General features: G+C 62.5%; 16 protein-coding genes. 10 read left to right on the top strand and 6 right to left on the bottom strand.

Features of this window, described 5'->3' with window-relative positions; all coding sequences use genetic code 11:
* Positions 1-66: 66 nt before the first annotated feature.
* A complete protein-coding gene (locus KP701_RS01090) occupies positions 67-1,626 on the top strand; it encodes a Do family serine endopeptidase (protein WP_215745318.1) in 1,560 nt (519 codons plus the stop codon).
* A 129-nt stretch (positions 1,627-1,755) separates the two neighbouring features.
* Positions 1,756-2,088, top strand: a complete 333-nt coding sequence (locus tag KP701_RS01085; RefSeq protein WP_215745317.1) for a superinfection immunity protein — start codon at positions 1,756-1,758, stop codon at positions 2,086-2,088.
* Between the two features lie 13 nt (positions 2,089-2,101).
* Here the strand turns inward: KP701_RS01085 and KP701_RS01080 are convergent, their stop codons facing one another.
* Positions 2,102-3,463 carry a lipopolysaccharide biosynthesis protein gene (locus KP701_RS01080; RefSeq protein WP_252345310.1) on the bottom strand — a complete coding sequence of 454 codons (1,362 nt, stop codon included), beginning with the start codon at positions 3,461-3,463 and terminating at the stop codon, positions 2,102-2,104.
* A 195-nt stretch (positions 3,464-3,658) separates the two neighbouring features.
* Between KP701_RS01080 and KP701_RS01075 the strand changes: the two genes are divergently transcribed.
* Positions 3,659-4,774: a hypothetical protein gene (locus tag KP701_RS01075; protein ID WP_215745316.1), complete on the top strand. Its 1,116-nt coding sequence runs from the start codon at positions 3,659-3,661 to the stop codon at positions 4,772-4,774.
* A gap of 20 nt (positions 4,775-4,794) precedes the next feature.
* On the opposite strand, the gene KP701_RS01070 is transcribed toward KP701_RS01075, so the two are convergent.
* Entirely contained in the window at positions 4,795-6,153 is a 1,359-nt protein-coding gene (locus KP701_RS01070; protein ID WP_215745315.1) for an L-serine ammonia-lyase, read from the bottom strand.
* Complete coding sequence (locus KP701_RS01065) at positions 6,154-7,290, bottom strand: low specificity L-threonine aldolase (RefSeq protein WP_215745314.1); 1,137 nt, start codon at positions 7,288-7,290, stop codon at positions 6,154-6,156.
* Between the two features lie 11 nt (positions 7,291-7,301).
* Here KP701_RS01065 and folD point away from each other — a divergent pair, with 11 nt between their 5' ends.
* Genes folD through KP701_RS01050 form a run of 3 tightly spaced genes read left to right on the top strand, consistent with a single transcriptional unit; the run spans position 7,302 to position 11,016 of the window.
* Positions 7,302-8,234: a bifunctional methylenetetrahydrofolate dehydrogenase/methenyltetrahydrofolate cyclohydrolase FolD gene (gene folD, locus KP701_RS01060; protein WP_215745313.1), complete on the top strand. Its 933-nt coding sequence runs from the start codon at positions 7,302-7,304 to the stop codon at positions 8,232-8,234.
* The gene (locus KP701_RS01055; RefSeq protein WP_215745312.1) at positions 8,231-8,983 is read left to right on the top strand and encodes a methylenetetrahydrofolate reductase; all 753 of its coding nucleotides are present in this window, start codon (positions 8,231-8,233) and stop codon (positions 8,981-8,983) included. The genes folD and KP701_RS01055 overlap by 4 nt, the downstream gene beginning before the upstream one ends.
* A gap of 32 nt (positions 8,984-9,015) precedes the next feature.
* Positions 9,016-11,016, top strand: a complete 2,001-nt coding sequence (locus KP701_RS01050) for a M1 family metallopeptidase (protein ID WP_215745311.1) — start codon at positions 9,016-9,018, stop codon at positions 11,014-11,016.
* 142 nt (positions 11,017-11,158) lie between these two features.
* Here KP701_RS01050 and KP701_RS01045 read toward each other — a convergent pair whose 3' ends face one another.
* Together KP701_RS01045 and KP701_RS01040 are read right to left on the bottom strand one after the other, a co-directional pair.
* Entirely contained in the window at positions 11,159-11,581 is a 423-nt protein-coding gene (locus tag KP701_RS01045; RefSeq protein WP_215745310.1) for a flagellar biosynthesis regulator FlaF, read from the bottom strand.
* Positions 11,582-11,727: 146 nt separating this feature from the next.
* Positions 11,728-13,248 carry a flagellin gene (locus KP701_RS01040; RefSeq protein ID WP_215745309.1) on the bottom strand — a complete coding sequence of 507 codons (1,521 nt, stop codon included), beginning with the start codon at positions 13,246-13,248 and terminating at the stop codon, positions 11,728-11,730.
* 178 nt (positions 13,249-13,426) lie between these two features.
* On the opposite strand from KP701_RS01040, the gene KP701_RS01035 reads away from it, so the two are divergent.
* The 4 genes from KP701_RS01035 to KP701_RS01020 all read left to right on the top strand — a co-directional run bounded on the left by KP701_RS01035 (position 13,427) and on the right by KP701_RS01020 (position 19,006).
* Positions 13,427-14,659, top strand: coding sequence for a putative DNA modification/repair radical SAM protein (locus KP701_RS01035; RefSeq protein ID WP_215745308.1), 1,233 nt, complete (start codon positions 13,427-13,429; stop codon positions 14,657-14,659).
* Positions 14,656-16,155 (top strand): UdgX family uracil-DNA binding protein, encoded by a 1,500-nt coding sequence (locus KP701_RS01030; RefSeq protein ID WP_215745307.1) that lies wholly within the window; start codon positions 14,656-14,658, stop codon positions 16,153-16,155. Before KP701_RS01035 ends, KP701_RS01030 begins: the two co-directional genes overlap by 4 nt.
* 170 nt (positions 16,156-16,325) lie before the next feature.
* Positions 16,326-17,432, top strand: a complete 1,107-nt coding sequence (locus tag KP701_RS01025; protein ID WP_215745306.1) for an HlyD family secretion protein — start codon at positions 16,326-16,328, stop codon at positions 17,430-17,432.
* Positions 17,429-19,006, top strand: coding sequence for a DHA2 family efflux MFS transporter permease subunit (locus tag KP701_RS01020; RefSeq protein WP_215745305.1), 1,578 nt, complete (start codon positions 17,429-17,431; stop codon positions 19,004-19,006). The genes KP701_RS01025 and KP701_RS01020 overlap by 4 nt, the downstream gene beginning before the upstream one ends.
* Here the strand turns inward: KP701_RS01020 and KP701_RS01015 are convergent.
* The gene (locus KP701_RS01015) at positions 19,000-19,677 is read right to left on the bottom strand and encodes a TetR/AcrR family transcriptional regulator (RefSeq protein WP_215745304.1); all 678 of its coding nucleotides are present in this window, start codon (positions 19,675-19,677) and stop codon (positions 19,000-19,002) included. The genes KP701_RS01020 and KP701_RS01015 overlap by 7 nt on opposite strands.
* Positions 19,678-19,712: the final 35 nt, after the last annotated feature.

Here is a 19,712-nt window from a genome sequence, read left to right as displayed (position 1 = left end):
GAACGGGAACGGGGTCCATAGTTCAACGCTATAGCCATGATGTTTTCGTAACCAGTCGGGATTGACATGACCTCACGTTTTCGCGCGTCCCTCTCCGCCCTCGCTGCCACCACGATGCTGGTTTCGGCGCCGTTCGCTTTTGCGGAAGCGCCCTCGGCGGCTCCCCAGGCAGGTGCCACGACAGCCGCCAGCGGAGCCATCAAACCGCAGACTGGCGTCCAGACGCTTCCCAACTTCGTCAATCTCGTCAAGCAGGTGAAGCCGGCCGTCGTCTCCATCACGTCCCACATCAAGGCGGATGTGGCCGATGAAGAGGAAAACGGTCCGGGCGGTGGCGGCGGACAGGGCGGCGGCATGCCGTTCCCGTTTCCCTTCCCGTTCCAGATGATGCCGCAGCAGCAGCCCAACCGCACGGTTGAGGCCCGCGGTTCGGGGTTCATCATCTCGTCTGACGGCTATGTCGTGACGAACAACCACGTCGTGAACGGCGCGACCAAGGTGACGGTCACGCTCGATGACGGCACGACGCTGCCCGCCAAGATCATCGGACGCGATCCGAAGACGGATGTTGCCCTCCTCCGCGTCAAGCCGACCGGCAAGCTGCCGTTCATCGAGCTTGGCGATTCCGATGAGGTCCAGCCGGGTGAGTGGGTCATTGCCGTGGGCAATCCCTATGGTCTGGGCGGCACGGTGACGGCGGGTATCGTCTCCGCGCTGGGCCGTGACCTGCATTCGGGCGCCTATAACGACTTCATTCAGGTTGATGCGCCGATCAATCACGGCAACTCGGGTGGCCCGCTCTTCACGCAGGACGGCAAGGTCGTGGGCATCAACTCCATGATCATCTCGCCCAATGGGGGCGGCTCGATCGGCATCGGCTTTGCGATCCCGTCCGACACTGTGAAATCCGTCGTGAGCCAGCTTGAAAAGACCGGCCATGTCACGCGCGGCTATCTTGGCATTGAAGGACAGGACATCTCGCCGACCATGGCGCAGGCCCTGAACCTCCAGTCTCCGGAGCCCGGTGCTCCGCCGCGCGGAACGCTGGTGGCGTCTGTCTCCAAGGGCAGCCCGGCCGAGAAGGCCGGCATCAAGAGCGGCGATGTCGTGACCACGCTGAACGGCAAGCCGATCAAGAACGGCCACGATCTCGCGGTGAAGGTCGTCTCCATTGCGCCGGGCACGCCCGCGACGCTCGGACTGCTGCGTGACAGCAAGCCGATGACGGTGAACTTCACGGTCGGCAACCTGTCCGCCCAGGATCATTCCTCGGGCGATGCAACCGACAGCGCACAGTCCGGCGCGGGCAAGCTGGGCGTGTCTCTGGCATCGCTGACACCGCGGGCGCGTCAGGAACTGGGCCTCGATGACAGCGTGCAGGGCGCAGTCGTGGCCGATGTCGTGCAGGGTTCTCCGGCCGATCAGTCCGGCATCCGTCCGGGCGACATCATCGTGGCGGTCGGCAACCACGTCACGCCGTCGCCCAAAGCCGTTGTGGCGCAGGTGCATGAGGCGCTGGGCCGCAAGCAGCCGCCGCTCCTGCGGATCCTGCGTGACGGACAGCAGCTCTTCGTTGCCGTCTCCCCGAACGGTTCGGACGACGACAGCTCTGACGACGCCCAGTAAGAGGCACATAAGAGGCACACCAGAACTAGAAAAGGCGGGACGGGTCAGACCTTCCCGCTTTTTTGTGTTTGTTTTCGTATCGTATTCGAAATACTGTCGGGCTTTCACCCGAGCCGGGACTGTGTTGGCGTGGACCTGATCACTGTTATGAAGTTCGTCGGCGCAGCATTGGCTTTGCTGGCACTGACCTTTCTGCCGACGATCATTGCGCTCTGTACCCGCAAGGTTCACTGGCGCGAGGCGTTTGTAGTCAATCTGGCATTTGCCTTCACGTTTGCGGGCTGGTTCGCCGCCATTGCTTGGGCCGCGACCGGAGACGATGCGAAGATCAAAACCCGCTTCAGGGCGCTTTCAACCCGCAAGAAGGTTCTGCTCGTTGTGGAACTGGTCTGCGTGGAAGTGGCAGTGACGGGGTATGCCGTATTCCACCATTCCTCCCACGCCACGCATCTCCTGCACTGAGCCTCTATCCGGGTCAGCGCTCCGCCTTGCCGATGCGACCGTAAAAGAACCACACGCCCAGTATCTGCGAGAGCAGGATCGTGGCATTGCACGCCGCCGTCGACAGGCAGGCCCCCGCCAGCCCGAAATGCCGGGTCAGGACATACAGTGCGGGGAAATAGACCGCCATGATGGCCGTGCGGTTGGTCATGAGGAACTTCACATGTCCCACGACGATCAGCAGCGGCTCCAGTGGAATGACCAGCAGGCTGAACACCGCCGCCAGCAGCATGATGGAAATATAGAGCGACGTGTGATGCACATGGACATGCAGCAGGAAGCGGAAAATCGTCGAGCCAAAGAACGCCGAGAGCAGCAGAAGCGCGACTGAAAGCCCGCTCAGAACGCCGAACATCTTCCACGTCACGCGCTTGAGCCCCCGCCAGTCCTGCCGGTCCCGCATCCGGACCAGTTCGGGATAAAGGACCGGAGAGATGAGCTGCGCAGGAGTGACGATCCCGTCCGCGATCTGGCGGCAGACGCGGAAGACGGCGGCTTCCGCCGGTCCCAGCCCGTTGCCGACCAGCAGCGTTGCGACATGGCCCGAGATGTTACCCAGCGTCTGGTTAACGCTGGCCGCGCGCGTGAACTGCCACATGCCCGGAAGCTGCCAGCGCCAGTGCCGGAAGGCCCGGAAATACCGGAACTGGAATTTCCGGTGCAGGATATCCAGCGCGTAATGGATGTAGAAGCCGTAATCGATGACGATCGTCATGGCCCAGACGAACAGGAAATATCCGAGCTTCAGATGCAGCACATAGCCCAGCAGGACCCCGAACGTCTTGGCGAGGGCCGCACAGCTGTCGATAATCGGGACGAGATGGAATTTCCCCGCCATCCGCAGGATGCCGTTCGCCCAGCCTGAATACATCAGCGGACTGACGAACACATACAGGTCCGCCAGGAGCCGGACATGGGTGGACCAGTGTGCGGTGTGTCCATAGATCTGCACGCCCACCAGTCCAAACACGATGGCGAACGCGGCCGAGAGCGTGTCGAGGCGGATGCAGAAATGGATCACCCGGTGCAGGAGATCCGTATCGCCATTGCCGAAGCTCTCGCTGCCGAAACGGATCAGCGTCTGCCAGGACTGCATCCGTGACAGGACCGAACTGGTCGAGGCCAGCGAATGGATCAGGATCAGCAGTCCGAAATCGGACAGGCCCAGCGCCCGGACGGCCAGGGCGATATAGATGAAGCTGCACAGCGCATTGGCGATGCGGCCAAGGGTGAGCACGCTGACGTTTCGGAAAATGGATCTGAAAACGGAGCGCTCGCCGGACATGCGGGCCTTACTGACCACAAAGCCCCGAAACTGTCCATGCTGCGTGGCCATGCCGCAGGGGAATGTCGCGGGAGGCGGATGTTTCTTGACAGGGGGCGGTCAGGGATTATGAAGGAATTATTACACATCTCGTTGTCAGGGTTTCTGCAGACGGGATCTGGCAGCGATCCGTTTTTCCTGAAGGCCACACCACGAAAAAATGCAGGTTTCAGCCTGTTTTTTCAGGCAGGACGCATCTGATCAGTCATGAAAATCGCCTTCATCTACATCGCTGAACCATATCAGTGCTACCACACGGCCTCGGTCGCCAGCGCCCTTGCCGCAATTCCGGGTCATGACGTGGTGGAGTATTACAGCTTTCCGGAAACGGTGGAGCATCTCTCCCGCATCCGCCAGGCGCTGGACGTGCCAGCCCTGCCGCTGAAGGCTTTTCCCAAATCCCTCAAGGCCCGCCTACTGAAGCGCGCAAGACGGCTCGATCAGGAGCGACTTGTGGTGCTGCGGGAGAACATCGCCGAGCTGAACCGGTACGATGCGGTGGTGGCGACGGAATACACGGCGGGTGTTCTGAAGGAGATGGGACTTTCCGGCCCGAAACTCATCCTGCTCATGCACGGTGCCGGGGACCGCTACGTCAATGACGAGCATCTCGTCCGTGAATTCGATCTGACGCTCGTGCCCGGTCCGAAAGTGGAAGGCTATTTTCAGGACAGGGGCCTGCTGCGGCCGGAGACCACGCGCGTTGTCGGCTACCCGAAATTCGACGTGTTCGAGGCCGTGCAGCGGGAGAAGACGATCTCGTTCGCCAATGGACGACCGTTTGCGCTGTACAATCCGCATTACCAGCGCAAACTTACCTCGGCATCAGGCTGGATGATGCCGCTGATCCGGGGCTTCAAGGCCCAGAGCGATTACAACCTCGTGGTGGCGCCCCATATCAAGACCTTCCACAGGGGCTTCGGCATCCGCGAGCGTCAGCTCAAACGCCAGCGCAGTCCGGAAGTGATGGTCGATACGGGATCGTCCGCCATGCTGGACATGACTTACACGTCCCAGGCCGCGCTCTATATCGGCGATGTCAGCAGCCAGGTGTACGAGTTCCTGGGCATCCCGCGTCCCTGCGTCTTCCTGAACCCGCGCAAGCTGCCGTGGCGGGATGATCCGTATTTCCTGCACTGGACGCTCGGGGAGGTGGTGGAGGATCTCGACGATCTCATGCCCGCCATCGCCCACGCGCAGGAGCGTCATGCGCTTTATCGCCCGGCGCAGGAAAAGCTGTTTCGCGAGACTTTTGGTGAGCCTCTGCTCGGAGCGTCGCAGCGGGCCGCCGATGCCATCGCGCAGTTCATGATCGTGGCCTGAGCGCCCTCAGCATAATACCATCAGCATTCAGGGAAATTGACTGCCAGACCGCCGAGGGACGTTTCCTTGTACCGATGGTTCATGTCGCGGCCCGTCTCGGCCATCGTGCGGATGACCTGATCGAGCGAGACGTGATGCGCCCCATCGCCGTGCATGGCGAGGGACGCCGCGTTGACGGCCTTGATCGCCCCGAAGGCATTGCGCTCGATACACGGGATCTGCACCAGCCCGGCGACAGGGTCGCAGGTCATGCCCAGATGGTGCTCCATCCCGATCTCGGCCGCGTTCTCCACCTGGAGCGGGGTTGCTCCCAGAGCCGCAGCAAGTCCGGCCGCCGCCATTGAGGACGCAACGCCGACTTCGCCCTGACAGCCGACTTCCGCGCCTGAAATCGACGCATTCAGCTTGAACAGTCCGCCAATGGCCGCAGCAGTCAGCAGGAACCGGCGCTGCCCGTCGAGCGAATATTCAGGGCAGAACTCGCGGTAATAGCGCAGCACGGCCGGGATCACGCCCGCAGCACCGTTGGTGGGTGCCGTCACGACCCGCCCTCCAGCCGCATTCTCTTCGTTCACGGCAATGGCGAACAGGCTGATCCAGTCCATGATCCCGTGCGCGGTGGGCTGGTTGCTGCGGCTCTGTTCCTGAAGCCGTTCGTAGAGTGCTGCGGCCCGTCGGCGGACGTTCAGCCGTCCCGGCAGCGTGCCCGAACGGTGCAGCCCTGCGTCCACGCAGTCCATCATCACGACCACGATCTGGTCCAGATACGCCTCGACCTCGGCGCGAGGCCGCAGCACGCTCTCATTGGCCAGAACCACACCCGCGATATCGAATCCCGTTTCCTGCGTGCGGGTCAGGAGTTCCGCGCCGCTGGTGAAGTCATACGGCATGTCGGGCTGGGCATAGGTCGCGGTTTCGGTCGCCTGTTCGGGGACGATGAACCCGCCACCCACCGAACAGAACCGCGCGCAGGCCAGCAGGCGGTCTTCGGCATCGAATGCCTCGAACTGGAGCGTGTTGGGATGAACCGGCGGGATGGTCTTCGTGTCGAGGACGATGTCTGTTTCCGGCTCGAACGGCGTGGGATGGCCCCTGAACGGGATCAGATGCGTCTGGTTCACGGAGGTCACGATGCTGTCCGCCAGCATCGGGTCCATCGTGTCGGGCTTTTCTCCCGCCAGTCCGAGAATGACGGCCCGGTCCGTCGCATGGCCCCGCGCCGTCCAGGCGAGCGAGCCGTAAAGCGTGACGCGCAGACGCGACACCTCCGCCGCATGGGGCAGGGTATCTGCGAAACGTGCGGCCGCACGCATGGGGCCGACAGTGTGCGAAGAAGACGGACCGATCCCGATCTTGAACAGGTCGAACAGGCTGATCATTCAGGCGGCAATCTCTGCAAGCAGTGCGTCAACGTCCTGCTCCCGGGTGTAAAAGCTCGGCACAAGCCGGATGAGGGTGCCCGACACCCCTTCCGGGGTCGGCCAGCGATAGAAGGCGTAGCCCGCGGCTTCCAGTTCTTTGACGAGAAGGTCCGGCAGGATGACAAAGACCTCGTTGCCCTGCGTCTCGAAGGGGAGCTGCGCTCCGGCATGACGGCGCAGACCCTCGACGATCCGCTGCGCCATGGCATTGGCATGCGTGCTGTTCTTCAGCCACAGCCCGTCTTCCAGCAATGCGAGAAGCTGCGCGCTCAGGAACCGCGCCTTGGACCACAGATGGCCGCTGCGCTTGATGCGCCGCTCGAAATCCTTCAGCGCCGGGCGCGTGCGCTCATTGACGAAGAACACGACCGCTTCCGCCGCCAGCGCGCCGCATTTCGTGCCGCCGAAAGACAGGACATCCACCCCGGCTTTCCATGTCGCTTCGGCCGGTGTGCAGCCCAGATGCGCGATGGCATTGCTCAGCCGCGAGCCATCCAGATGGACGGGCAGGTCCTGCTCATGGGCGATGCCGCACAGCGCCGCCAGATCCTTCAGGGCATAGACCGTGCCCCATTCGGTGGCCTGCGTCAGGGACAGCGCCTGGATGGGGGGCTTGAGAATCCCGCCCTGCGCATTGGCCTGCAGACCCGTTCGCAGAGCCTCAGGGCTCATCCGGCCATCGGCGGAAGGCAGCGTGACGAGCTTGGCGCCATGCATGAAGAATTCCGGCGCCCCGCCCTCGTCATTGCTGATATGCGCGCTCTGGTCGCACAGCACCGCGCCATAGGGCGCCACGAGCGCGGAAAGCGCCAGACTGTTGGCCGCAGTCCCCGTCACGACAGGGAAAACCGCGACTTCTGCCTCGAAGACCTCGCCGAACCGCGCATTCAGCGACCGGCTCAGGATATCGTCGCCATAGGATCCGACGCTGCCTTCATTGGCGCGCATCATGGCCTCCATCACGGCGGGGCAGGCGGGGGAAACATTGTCACTGGCGAAGTTCTTGCGTATTTCGTCGGTCACGAGACCATCCTCAGTTCCTGCGGCCGTCACGGCCTGTTCGTCAGCGTAACTGAAATGACTGCCAGTTGTCATCCGGAGTGCCCATGAGCATGTTGTCCCCCGAGAAGCCTTCCGAACCGGCATCCCAGATCGTTGATGGCAAGATCATTGACGGCAAGGGCATCGCCCGCGCCCTGACTGATCAGGTGGGGCGTGAAGTGGCAAAATTCGTCGAGCAGGGCAATACCATTCCCGGCCTTGCCGTTGTTCTGGTGGGTAATGACCCGGCCTCTGAAGTCTATGTGAAGAACAAGGCGATCCAGACCCATCGCGTGGGCATGCGCTCGTTCATGCACATGCTGCCGCAGAGCACGTCGCAGGATGAACTGCTGGACCTGATCGCCCAGCTCAACGCCAACCCGAAGATCCACGGTATTCTGGTGCAGCTTCCGCTCCCGGCCCAGATCGACCCGGTTGCGGTGACGAACGCCATTGCCCCGCACAAGGACGTGGACGGTCTGGGCGAGGTCAATGCCGGCCGCCTGTCGCTCGGGATCGACGGAATCGTGCCCTGCACGCCGCTGGGCTGCCTGATGCTGCTCAAATCCGTCCATGAGGACATGACCGGCAAGCATGCCGTGGTGATCGGTGCGTCCAACCTTGTCGGCAAGCCGATGGCACAGCTCCTGCTCAAGGAGAACTGCACGGTTACGGTCGCCCATATCCACACCCGCAACACAAAGGAACTGGCCCGGGAAGCGGACATCCTGGTCGTGGCAACGGGCAAGAGCGGGCTGGTCCGTGGCGACTGGATCAAGCCGGGAGCGACCGTGATCGATGTTGGCATCACCCGTGTTCCGGCCGAAAACGGCAAGACCCGTCTGGTCGGTGACGTGGCGTTCGATGAAGCGCTTCCGATCGCCGGTCACATCACGCCGGTTCCGGGCGGTGTGGGACCCATGACCATTGCCTGCCTGCTGCACAACACGCTTCAGGCCGCCCGTGCAACGCAGGCGGTTGCGGAAGCGTCTTCATGACCCGCGTTTCGGTTGAGCTGGTTCCGCGTTCGGCAGAGGCCCTGCTGACGGATGTGCAGACCGTGCGCGATGTCCTGCCGCAGGTCAGCACGCTGAATGTTCCGGACCTGATGCGCTTCCCCCTGCGTAGCTACGATGCCGCCTCTCTGGTCACGAAACAGGCGCCGTTTGAGGTCATCCCGCATATCCGTGCCGTCGATATCGCTCCGGGTGCGCCGCTGCCGGGCGCGGACCGTCCGGAACTGACGTCCATCCTCGTCGTCGCCGGCGATCCGCCACCAGCCGGAAGCGACTGGAAGGTCTATCCCAACACCTCCGCCCAGATCATCGAACGCTACCGCCGCGAAGCCCCGCATCTGAAGGTCTATGCGGTGTTCGATCCCTATCGCCGCGCGCCGTATCAGGAACTCGAAGATATCGCCCGCAAGCGCGACGCCGGAGCCTGCGGGTTCTTCACCCAGCCGCTGTTCGACATTCCGATGCTCGAATACTGCATGGACTGGCTGCGGGACGACACGGTGTTCTGGGGCATTTCTCCCGTTCTGGGCGATAAATCCCGTCGTTACTGGGAGCGCGTTAACCATGTGGTATTCCCGCGTGATTACGATGGGACGCTGGAGGGCAATATCGCTTTTGCGCGTCGGATGCTGGATGTCATCCGCGGGAAAAACGACAATGCCTATCTGATGCCCCTGAAAGTTGACCTGGCATCCTATCTGGGAGCGCTTGACGACATTATAACGGGGTAACATCGAACCACCGAACGGAGGGTCCGCCCCGGATGTCTGTGCGCCTTTTTCTGCTTCCTCTGCTGGGAGGCGTGCTCGTTCCCGCTGCCCTGCTGCCCGAGACCGTTACTGCAAAAACACTCGCCGATCCGGCAGCCGTCTTCGCCCCCCTGACCCTCCCTGATGCTCCGAACGCCTATCGCTCTGGGTCGGGTCTTCCGGGGCCGCAGTACTGGCAGAACCGCACGGATTACGTCATCCATTCGCGGATCGACACACAGGCTCACGTCCTGCACGGTTCCGAAACCGTGACCTACAGCAACAACAGCCCCGAGGCGCTGGACGTCCTGTGGCTCCAGCTCGATCAGAACATCTACCGTGCCGATACGCGCTCTGCGATCGGCGCGGTCGTCAGCAGTCACAATCTGGCTGGCAATCACACCGACGGCATGGTGATCGAGCATGTCTCGGTCGTTCAGGGTGGCCGCGAAGTGGATGTCACGCCCCTGATTTCTGATACGCGGATGCAGCTTACGCTCCCCCGCACGATTGATCCGCATGGCGTGGCTTTCGTGAAGATCGACTGGCACTACACGCTGCCTGGTCCGTGGGGTGGCCGCACGGCTGTTACGCCGACACGTGAAGGCGACATCTATGAAGTCGCGCAGTGGTATCCGCGCCTGAGCGTCTATGATGACCGCCGCGGCTGGAACACACTGCCTTATCTGGGGCAGGAGTTCTTTCTGGAATATGGCAGCTTCGATTACAGCGTCACCGTGCCGTGGAACTACACGCTCGTGGGGTCCGGCGCGCTGCTCAATCCCGAACAGGTTCTGACACCCACCGAGCGCAACCGTCTGGCGCAGGCAGCCCAGAGCGACACGCGCGTCATGATCCGCACGCTCGATGACATCACCGACCCGAAAAGCCACCTGAAGCAGAGCGGCGAAGTCACCTGGCATTACGCCATGCGCAATACGCGCGACGTGGCATTCGCGGCCTCGCCGGCTTTCGTCTGGGACGCCGCGCGGATCAACCTGCCGCCGATCGTGCCCTGGTCGAACTATCATGCCGTGCCCCGGCTTGCGATGTCGGTTTATCCGCGGGAAGGGATCGGGCCGCATGGCTGGGACCGCTCAACGGATTACGTCAAACACGCCATCGAGTATTTCTCGTCGCAGTGGTTCGAATATCCCTGGCCGAACGCCGTCAATCTGGGCGGACATGGTGCGGGCATGGAATATCCGGGCATCGTCTTTGACGGCATGAGCGACCGCGATCCGCAGTTGTTCTGGATTACGACGCATGAACTGGGCCACGGCTGGTTCCCGATGATCGTCGGCACGGATGAACGGCGCAACGCCTTCATGGACGAGGGCTTCAACACGTTTATCGACGTGTATGCCTCAGACCACTTCAACAACGGCGAGTTCGCTCCCAAGCGCGATTCCGAATTCGCTCCCAGGACCGGCAATCCCGCGCAGGACATCGTCCCCGTCCTGACCGATCCGGATGCGCCCGTGCTCATGACGGCTGCAGACAGCGTGTCCGAAAAATATCGCCACAGCGTGACCTATTTCAAAAGCGCCTATGGACTGAAGCTTCTGCGCGAACAGATCCTCGGCCCGGTCCGGTTCGATGCGGCCTTTCGGCGCTATATTTCCGAATGGTCGTTCAAGCACCCGTCCCCGTCCGACTTCTTTCGGCTGATGAGCAGCGAAGCGGGCGAGGATCTGGGCTGGTTCTGGCGGGGCTGGTACTTCACCAATGCTGCTCCGGACTATGCGCTGGGCGATATCCATCATGATGCCGGAAAGCCCGCGACCGTGCAGGTGCGCAATTACGGAGCCCTCCCGCTTCCCGTTCTTCTGCGGGCGGATTATGCGGATGGCAAATCGGAGGAAATCCGCATTCCGACAGAAGCCTGGCGTCAGGGCAGCGATATCGTTGTCTCGTTACCGGTGCATGACGGACTCAAGGCTGTCACGCTGGACCCCGATCACGTCATCCCGGATATCGACCGGTCGGATAACCGGATAGCCGTCACCCCCTGAGGTTGCGGAAAAGTGCGGGGCACGGAATGCCTCGTACTCCCTGTTGCGGCCAGGGCATGAAAAAAGGGCGCCAGGCTGAGCCGGTGCCCTGAAACAGCACATCAGAACCGGGGATGGCAGAACCAGGCAGCCCCGCCGGATTTCAGCCAACGAGTTCCAGCGAGGATCTCGCCGGGGCTGCGGAATAGGCACCGGGCATGGTGGGTGCCACGTTCTGGGGCACTGGTGCAGCGGCCAGGCCTTCGATCATGTCGTTGTTGATGTCGATGAGGGGCTGCAGATCCTTCGGCGCGTTGAAGGCGGAATTGGAATAACGCATCGACCAGGATCCGACCTTGATCAGATCGTCGCGCAGAACAGGCGGCAAAGGGCAGTCGACCCGCTCGACGCTCAGGGACAGCAGGCTCCAGAGTTTCAGATTGGCGGCCAGAGCTGCAACCTTTGCCGCGTGATCGGAAGCCTGCGTCAGCAGTGCATTGACGTGCCGGAACGCCATGACCTCGACTTCCCGCGAAGAAAGGTAGCTTCCGGACTGTTTCTGATACTGTGAGGATGCATAAGTCACGAAGGCAAACTCCTTTCTGGAAAGACTGTTTCAGGAGACGCTGCGGGATGGGGCCGCAGGCTTCTGAAGCAGTCATGCATATCGGCAGGGGTTCAAGGTCTGGGCCTGAAGGGCGCCGGATAAACCGGCGCCCTTCAGAAACCTGATCAGCCGCGGAAGAGGCTGAGCAGGGTGGACGACTGCGAGTTCGCAATCGACAGCGACTGAACAGCAAGCTGCTGCTTCGTCTGAAGCGAGGTCAGCTTGGCGCTCTCTGCTGCCAGGTCGGCGTCCGTCAGGGCGCCCACACCCGTCGTCAGGGCGTCAGACAGGCTGGACGTCGTGGTCTGGAGGTTGGAGATCGTCGTGCTGGAATAACCAATCGTGGACGCCGTGCGCGTCACGCTGGAAATTGCAGCCTGAACGACGGCGCTGACAACCGACGCGCCGGTGACGGCGGTGGCCTTGCCAGTGAAGCCCGTGGTGGTATCGGCTGTACCGGCCGTGAAGGCCCCGGCGCTGACCGTACCCATCTCCGTGGACGTCGCGTCAAGAGAGTTTCCGGCGATCGTCAGATTATTGCTGGAATCGCGGGAGACGCCAAAACCCTGATATTCCATAGCCTGCGTCATCAGGTCGACCTGCTTGACGCTCTGGGCGCTGGATGTACCACCCGTAGTGCTCAGCGACGCTGCGGAAGACGTGTTGACGTCCGTGATGACGGACTTGGTCGTAACGTTGCCATTGGAGTCGAATGCCGTGTTGGCAGTGTAAACGGAGTTGCCATTGCCATCCTTGGACTGGACAATGCTGTCTCCGTTTGACAGCGAATAGGTGATCGATCCGTCGGATGCCGTGGTCTGGGACTTGATTGTAACCGAGCCGGAGCTTGTCAGCTTGCCGTCCTTGCCAAGCGCGAGGTCCGAGCCTGATCCGCCGATCGCCAGGCTGACCATACCCAGAGCCGTGCCCTGTCCGGCGGTCGATTGGTCGTCCGCGATGAAGTCATAGGTAACGGACGGCGTCGTTGCACTCGGCGTAGCTGTTGTGGTTGCGGCCGTCGTGTTCTTGAGCTGGATGACGTTGTTCGTGCCAAGCGCCGTTGCCGTGGACGTACCGGTGCTGCTGCCCAGCGCCAGCGAAGAGCCGGACATTTCCATGCTCAGGTTCGTCAGACCGAGTCCCGCGGACGTCACGTCGAAGCCATTCTGGGTGAACATCGTGCCCTGGGAATCCATGGCGGTGGACAGGGTCGTGTAGGTCGTACCATTGCCCGTCTGGCCGGACAGCAGGTTCACGCCCTGGAACTTCGCGCCGGTGGCAGCAGAGTCGATGGACGCCAGCGTCTTGGTGATGGCGTCGTCCAGGGTCGAGTTGTCGACGCCCGTCGTGTTCGTGCCGATCGTGGTCGCGAGCGACTGAAGTGCGCTGGAGATGCTCGACAGGCCGGTCGTTGCGGTGTTCAGCACCTGGGCGGAGAACGCGAGGCCCGTGGAGACGCCCGACAGCGTCGAGATCTGGGCGGTCATGTTCTGGGCAATGGAGTACATTGCAGGGTTATCAGAGGCCGTGTTGACCGACTTGCCCGTGGAGACCGCGTTTTCGGTCTTGGTCAGGTCAGCCGTCGTCTGGTTGAGGCTCTGGAGTGCGGCCATTGCCGCAGTGTTTGTATTGATTGACAATGACATTGAATCTGTTCTCCGTCGGTGCAGGTTTGCGGAGTCAGGATAGGGGGGAGTGGTTAACGGAAGCTGAATCTGCCCCGTTAAAAAAAGCCCCCCGGAAATAACGGAAAACTGGGAAACAACTGGTTAAATTAACGATTCTTCTTGCGCTTCGTATTCTGGAACGAAATAAGAACATGCAATGAAGAAATCTCTCTCCCAGCGCCTGGCGATTCTGTCCGATGCGGCGAAATACGATGCGTCCTGCGCGTCGAGCGGGTCGGGGCGCAGGGACTCGGCCAAAAGCGGCGGCCTGGGCTCCACGACGGGAAACGGGATCTGCCACGCCTTTACGCCGGACGGCCGCTGCGTGTCGCTGCTCAAGATCCTGCTGACCAACTTCTGCGTCTATGACTGCGCCTACTGCATCAACCGCTCATCCTCGAATGTGGAGCGTGCCCGCTTCACGCCCGAGGAAGTCGTGTGGCTCACGCTGGAGTTCTACCGGCGCAACTGCATCGAGGGGCTGTTCCTGTCATCGGGCATCATCCGTTCGTCGGATCACACGATGGAACAGCTCGTACAGGTGGCGCGGGATCTGCGGCTGAAGCACGGGTTCCGGGGGTATATCCATCTCAAGACCATCCCCGATGCCTCCCCGCGCCTGCTGGAAGAAGCCGGGCGCTATGCGGACCGTCTGTCGATCAATGTGGAAATGCCGACCGTGGCCGGGCTGGAGCAGTATGCGCCGCAGAAAAAGGCGGGGGGTATCCGGCAGGCGATGGGCGAGATGCGTCTGAAGATCGACGCGGGTAAGGAGCGCAGCCATACCGGGCGCCGGGCCGAACGCTTCTCGCCGGGTGGGCAGAGCACACAGATGATTGTAGGCGCGGATGCGGCGTCCGATCAGGATATCCTGGCCAGCAGCGCCAATCTTTACGGCTCTTACGGGCTGCGTCGCGTCTATTATTCGGCTTTCAGTCCCATTCCGGACGCTTCGGCTTTGCTGCCCGCGAAAAGTCCGCCGCTTCAGCGCGAGCACAGGCTCTATCAGGCGGACTGGCTGTTCCGGTTCTACGGGTTCGCCTTCGGGGAACTGACGGCCGGGCGCGCGGACGGAATGCTCGATCTGGAACTGGACCCCAAACTGGCCTGGGCGCTGGACAACCGGGCGCTGTTTCCGGTGGATCTGAACCGGGCGTCGAAGGAAATGCTGCTGCGGGTGCCGGGGCTGGGGGTCAAGGCCGTGGCGTCCATTCTCAGGGCGCGGCGGCATCAGGCAGTACGGCTGGAGGATCTGGCGCGGCTGAACGTCTCCATCCGCAAGGTGCGCCCGTTCGTGCAGACGCCGGGCTGGAGTCCGGGCCGCCTGACCGACCGGCAGGATCTGCGCAGCCGGTTCAGTCCCGCGCCCCGGCAGATGAGCCTTCTGTGATCCGCTATGTTCTGACTCTTGAGGACAGTGCGGATTTCGAGCCCTGGCGGGACATGGCACGGGCAGCCTTGCAGCGCGCGATCCCGCCCGAAGCCCTCGACTGGCGCATCCGGGATGGGGAGACGGATCTTTTCGGCCAGATCACCGATAACGGCGACGGGCTGGAGGCGCTGACGGCCCTGCCTGTCGTGAAAACCGTGACCTTGCGGGCGTCCTGCATCGCGCTGCTGCGGGACCTGCTGTGCCATTCCGATCCCGGTCGGTTCGCACTTGCCTACCGGATCGCCTGGCGGGTGCAGGGGAATCCGCATCTGCTGGACGTGGTGACGGATGTCGATATCGCAAAAGCGCGGATCATGGTGCGGCAGAACCGGGAGGACTGCCACAAGATGGCGTCTTTTCTCCGCTTCCGGGAAGATCCCGTCCAGCGGGGCGAGGGGCAGGACGCGAGGCGACGGTTCCTCGCCTGGTTCGAGCCGCAGCACCACATTCTCGAACGCATCGCTCCGTTCTTCTCGAAGCGATTTACGGACATGGACTGGATGATCCTCACCCCGCGCGGATCGATCCGCTGGGACGGGAAAGAGGTAGTCTACAGTCCGGAACCCTGCGAGCGGCCGGAGCTGGATGATGGTTTCGGGGAGCTGTGGGACACCTATTATGCCTCGACCTTCAATCCGGCGCGTGTGCGCACGAAAGCGATGCGCCGCGAAATGCCCGGCCGTTACTGGAAGAACCTTCCGGAAACCCGCCTGATCCCGCAGCTCGTTGCCGGAGCCGAAGCGAGGGTGCGGACAATGGCGGAACAGGAGCTCCAGCCTGCACCGGCTTTTCATGAGCGCCTGCGGGCCCGTGAAACACGTCTGGTCACACAGGTGCCGGACATGGCGGAGACCCTTGAGGGGCTGGCTGCTCAGGTCCGGACCTGCACGGCCTGTCCGCTGCACTGTCCGGCGACGCAGGCCGTGGTCGGGGAGGGGCCTGCAGAGGCACGTATCATGGTGGTCGGGGAGCAGCCGGGCGATCAGGAAGATCTGGCCGGACGTCCTTTCGTCGGTCCGGCGGGGCAGCTCCTGCATGAGGCCCTCGGAGAGGCCGGGGTTGAGCGCGGCGCGCTGTATCTGACGAATGCCGTCAAGCATTTCCGCTTCCGTCTTCAGGGCCGCCGCCGCATCCATCAGAACCCGGATGCAGCGCATGTGGTGGCCTGCCGGCCGTGGCTGGAGCAGGAAATCGCGCTGATTCGTCCCAAACTCATCGTCTCGCTGGGCGCCACGGCGCTCAGGGCGCTGGACGGGCCGGGCATGGCGATGTCGGATGTGCGTGGAACGTCATGGACCGTGGGGACAGGCGAAAAAGCCGTCCGGCGTCTGGCACTTGCCCATCCCTCCTGGCTGCTGCGGCTGGGGAACGGGGCGCAGGGGGGCAGTGAGCGACGGCACTTCGGTGAGGGTCTCTCCCGTCTGCGGGAGTTTCTGGATCAGCCGGGGGCGTAAGGGGCGGGGCTGACGAAAGAATGGAAACGGATCAGTTTTTTCCAGCTTGAAGCCCGTGAGACGATATGTCATGGATGACCGAACCGATCGGTCAGTAGAGGGTTTCCAGGCCCCGCACAGCACATCCGGTCACGATCTGACAGACCTGTTTTCAAAGCGAGACAAACATTATGGCGCAAGGCGATCAGGCCGATCACGCGCAGGGTGACACGACATCCGACAAGAACGGAACGCCGCAGAAAAAGCGCCATCCCCTTGTCCGTGTCGCGCTGATCCTGCTGGTGGTTCTGGTTCTCGTGGGTATCGGGGCCTATCTTTTCCTGACCCGCAACAATATCGAGACGGATGACGCCTACACGGCCGGTCGCAAGATCGCCATTGCGCCCCACGTCAACGGTTACGTCACGCAGCTTCTGGTGAACGACAACCAGTTCGTCCATGCGGGCGACCTGCTCGTGCGGATCGACAGCCGCGACTATGCAGCGTCCCTGAACAAGGCCGAAGCCGCCGTGTCGCAGGCGAAAGCCAATATCGACGCATACCAGCTGATGCTGGCCGTGGCGCACAAGAACTTCCCGGGACAGCTCGTCACCGCACAGGGTAATCTTGCTGCGGCACAGGCGCAGCTCGTCAAGGCTGAAGCCGATTACCGCCGCCAGCGCTCGGTGGCCCGTGCCGCGACGTCGCAGCAGGACATCGACTACGCCCGCGCCGCACTGGATCAGGCCAAAGCCCGCGTGCTTCAGGCCCAGGGTCAGCTCACGCAGGCTGAGCCGGTCAAGGAAAACGTGGCCAATGCCGATGCCCGCGTTTCGCAGGAACAGGCCGCTCTCGCTTCGGCCAATGCGGATCTGGTGCAGGCCCGTCTGAACCTGGAATGGACGGAAGTCCGCGCCCCGCATGACGGCTGGATTTCCCAGCGTAACGTTGAGCGCGGCAATTTCGTGCAGACCGGCCAGCAGATGTTCTCCATCGTCGAGCCGGAAGTCTGGGTCGTAGCGAACTACAAGGAAACGCAGCTCACCCATATGCGTCCGGGCCAGAAGGTGGACATCGAAGTCGATGCCTATCCGCAGCTCAAACTGCACGGCCACGTCGATTCCATCCAACTCGGCTCGGGTGAATCCTTCAGCGCCTTCCCTCCGGAGAATGCGACCGGCAACTTCGTGAAGACGGTGCAGCGTATCCCGGTGAAGATCGTGCTGGACAGCGGGCTTGATCCGAACATCCCGCTGGCCCTTGGTCTGTCTGTCGTGCCGACGGTCTATGTGAAATGAGCGATACTGCCGGGCATCAGGACTGGAAACCCAGTCATAATCCGTGGCTTGTGGCCGTCACGGTCACGCTGGCGGCTTTCATGGAGGTGCTGGACACCACCATCGTCAACGTGGCGCTGCCGCATATCGCGGGGTCGCTCGGCAGTTCGTATGATGACGCCACCTGGGCGCTCACGTCCTATCTGGTGGCGAACGGAATCGTCCTGACGATTTCGGGCTGGCTGTCGCGGCTGTTCGGCCGCAAGCGCTACTTCCTCATCTGCATCACGATGTTCACCGTCTCGTCCTTCCTGTGCGGACTGGCGACGTCGCTGCCCATGCTGGTGGTGTTCCGGCTCATGCAGGGCTTCTTCGGAGGCGGCCTGCAACCGAGCCAGCAGTCCATCATTCTCGACACGTTCCCGCCCGAAAAGCGCGGCGCGGCGTTCGGCCTGACGGCCATCGCCACCATCGTCGGTCCGGTTCTGGGCCCGATGCTGGGCGGCTACCTGACGGACAATTTCTCCTGGCGCTGGATCTTCTTCGTCAACGTGCCCTTCGGCATCATCACGGTCATGGCCGTGACAGCCTTCGTCGAAGACCCTCCGTGGGAGCGCAGGAAGCGCGAGAAGGTGGACGTGATCGGCATCAGCCTGATCACGCTGGGCCTCGGCTGCCTCGAAGTCATGTGCGACCGCGGCGAGGATGACGACTGGTTCGGCTCGCCCTTCATCGTCACCATGGGCATTCTGGGCGCCATTGGCGTCATCGGGGCGATCGTCTGGCTGTGCTATGCGAAGAACCCGCTGGTCCGCCTGTCGGTCCTCAAGGACCGCAACTTCGCGACTGGCATGCTGCTGATCTCGATGGTCGGCGCCACACTGTACGCTTCCGCCATCATCGTTCCGCAGTTCGCCCAGCAGGTGCTCGGCTACACCGCGACGAATTCCGGCCTGCTGCTCGCCCCCGGCGGCGTGGCGGTGATCTGTCTGATCCCGATCGTGGGGCGGCTGATGAAGTTCATCCAGATGCGCTACCTCATCGCATTCGGATTCTTCGCGATGGGCATGGCCATGTTCCAGGCCTCGAACCTCTATGCCGGGACGGATTTCAGACATCTGATGTTCTACCGCATCAGCCAGACGGCCTCTCTGGCCTTCCTGTTCGTGCCGATCTCGACGATCGCCTATTCCACCCTGCCGCGCGAGCTGAACTCCGATGCCTCGGCCCTGTTCTCGATGGCCCGGAACTATGTCGGCTCGCTGGCGATTTCGCTCGCCACGGCCGCCATCATCGAGACCCGGCAGCGGCATCAGACCTATGTGACGGACCACATGACCCCGGCCAACCCGGAGTTCAATGCCTATATTGCCAACGCGCAACAGGTCGCGCAGGCCCATGGTCTGCCAGCCGCGCAGGCGCACAGCTTCGCCATTTACCGGCTTTTTCAGGAGTTTACCTCGCAGGTCGCCATGCTGGCCTATAACGAGGTGTTCGACTGGATCGGCGTGATCGCGCTGTTCGTGGTGCCGCTGTGCTTCCTGCTGTCACCCAACGGCAAGAAGGAGGCCCAGGCCTCGGGCGGCGGTCACTGATGGCGCGGTTCGTACATCTTCAGAAAGCTGTCGGCGGTGAAGGCGGCGAACTTCGCGATGGCGGCATCGCTGTCGTCGACCGGCAGCCCGAACCGGCGCCGCTGTACGATACTGACCTGACACATAAGCATGAACTGCTCGGCCGACAGGCGCGGATCGGCGATGTCCAGCTCACCGCGGGCCACGCTGCGCGTCAGGTATTCCGTCAGGTTGCTGAGCGTCCGGTCGAAGCCGTAGCGCCAGAACGTGTCGGCCAGATTGGGGAATTTATCGACCTCGCCGACGATGATGCGGTACAGCCCCAGCGCCACGGGCGACACAAGCAGATGGACGACCATGTCCGCAAACCGGACCAGCGTCACGCGGATGGACTGTCCCTCACCGCGCGAAAGAGCCTCGATGGGCGCGAGGCGGCAGCGGGCCTGCTCCTCGAAGAACGCGGAGAACAGGGACGCCTTGCCATCGAAATGGTTGTACAGCGTCCCTTTGGACACGCCTGCCATCTGCGCGATGCGGGACATGGACGCCCCTTCGTATCCATTCGCCAGAAAAACCGTTCCGGCACCTTTCAGGATCTGTTCGCGCTTGGCGCACCCCGCAGGATCGGCGCTGCCGGCCTCATCGGCCCCGGCGGAAGTGCCCGCTCTGCCGTCGTCCATGATGCCCGTCATGTGAGCGAGAGATCCTTCTGTCCGTCAGGTCGAGT

Origin of the sequence: Gluconobacter sp. P1C6_b, assembly GCF_018811945.1 — a bacterium.
Taxonomy (GTDB): Bacteria; Pseudomonadota; Alphaproteobacteria; order Acetobacterales; family Acetobacteraceae; genus Gluconobacter.
The sequence above is the reverse complement of the archived record's forward strand: the minus strand, read 5'-3'. Positions and strand labels throughout refer to the sequence as shown.